Origin of the sequence: Neisseria sp. 27098_8_112 (assembly GCF_041433235.1) — a bacterium.
In the GTDB taxonomy this organism is placed as follows: domain Bacteria; phylum Pseudomonadota; class Gammaproteobacteria; order Burkholderiales; family Neisseriaceae; genus Neisseria.
Genome location: NZ_JAPWBB010000042.1, coordinates 1 through 1206, shown reverse-complemented (window position 1 = coordinate 1206; position 1206 = coordinate 1). Strand labels below are relative to the sequence as shown.

The 1206-nt window shown below is 32.4% G+C and carries 2 protein-coding genes; both read left to right on the top strand.

Translation table 11 applies throughout. The annotated features are described in order from the left end of the window. A partial coding sequence (locus tag O3682_RS11695) for a hypothetical protein (RefSeq protein WP_371510184.1) occupies nucleotides 1-504 on the top strand: 504 nt, incomplete at its 5' end. A gap of 3 nt (nucleotides 505-507) precedes the next feature. After that, nucleotides 508-858: a hypothetical protein gene (locus O3682_RS11690; RefSeq protein ID WP_049226471.1), complete on the top strand. Its 351-nt coding sequence runs from the start codon at nucleotides 508-510 to the stop codon at nucleotides 856-858. Nucleotides 859-1206: the final 348 nt, after the last annotated feature.

The following is a 1206-nucleotide window of genomic DNA, read 5'->3' as shown; positions in this document are numbered from 1 at the left end:
GGGGATAATTTGTATTTGTTTGCACCAAATATGCAGACTTGGGTTGACTCATTAGGATTAAGCGGGAAGCTAACAATTTATTCTGATACACATGATTTTGTAGGACATGCATTTATTGGATTAGAGAAAAATGGCAGAACCCAATATATAGGTCAATGGCCTGGAGGAGAAGGGTTTAGATATAATTCAAAAGATATTACTAGTATTTTGGTTAGTGATATGGGAGGGACTATGAGTTTTAATGATACGAGGTATTTGGATAGTAAGTATTTGGTATCAAGGAGTTATGATTTGAATGATGATCAAATGAAAAAGGTTGAGTCATATATAAGGGACTTTAATAGTAAAAATACAGAAACTTCTGGATATAATTTACGAAATAGGCAGTGTGCAAGTTTTGCATATGGAGCAAGTCAAGCTGCTGATATTAAAGAAATGAAAATGTCTGGTTGGGTTACTCCTGCTTCGTTAGCTAAGAAAATTAATAAATTAAATGGTAAATAAATTATGAAATCTATTTTAAGTTCAATTTTATCTCTAATATTATCCTCCTCTTCTAATTTACCTTATGTTTCACATTACTCTTATGATTCTCAACATGGCTGGTTAAATATAATTGTATCAGAATATAATAGTCAAAAAACTTGTGGAGATATAGGCGTAAGTAATAATGAGTTACAATATAAGATTTTTTGTGGGAAAGAAAATGGAAAAGGAATGATTCCGTTAAGTAAAATAAAATTCAAATATGAGAAAGGTATTTTTTCTGCTCAAAGTATTATAAGTGGAAAAATATTTTTTTCAGTTAAATGTACGCAAGAGCAATACAGATATATAGAAAAGTATATTAAGAAATAAACGGTAAAAAACAATTTAATCCTGTACAAATCTAGAATTTGTAATAAGCTGAAGTTTACAACCTACATTTCTTTTTTACAAAACCACAGATAGCATGTGTGCTTTTAAGGTGTACATGCGCAGATCTATGTTTTCTTCAATGCAAGATTTTCCTTTTTACAGGATTCTCCTGAATTTGGTGGAACTGGTAAAGATCCTAGCAAGCTGTAGCCCGCATAAAACCTTCAGTCCTGACGTAGTGTGTGTGCGGTACGCACGCACACAGTTCCTGTTTTTCAGACGACCTCACTATCTTCTTTGAGGTCGTCTGAACCATTTGCTCTTTAACAATCTCATTTCCGAAGACGA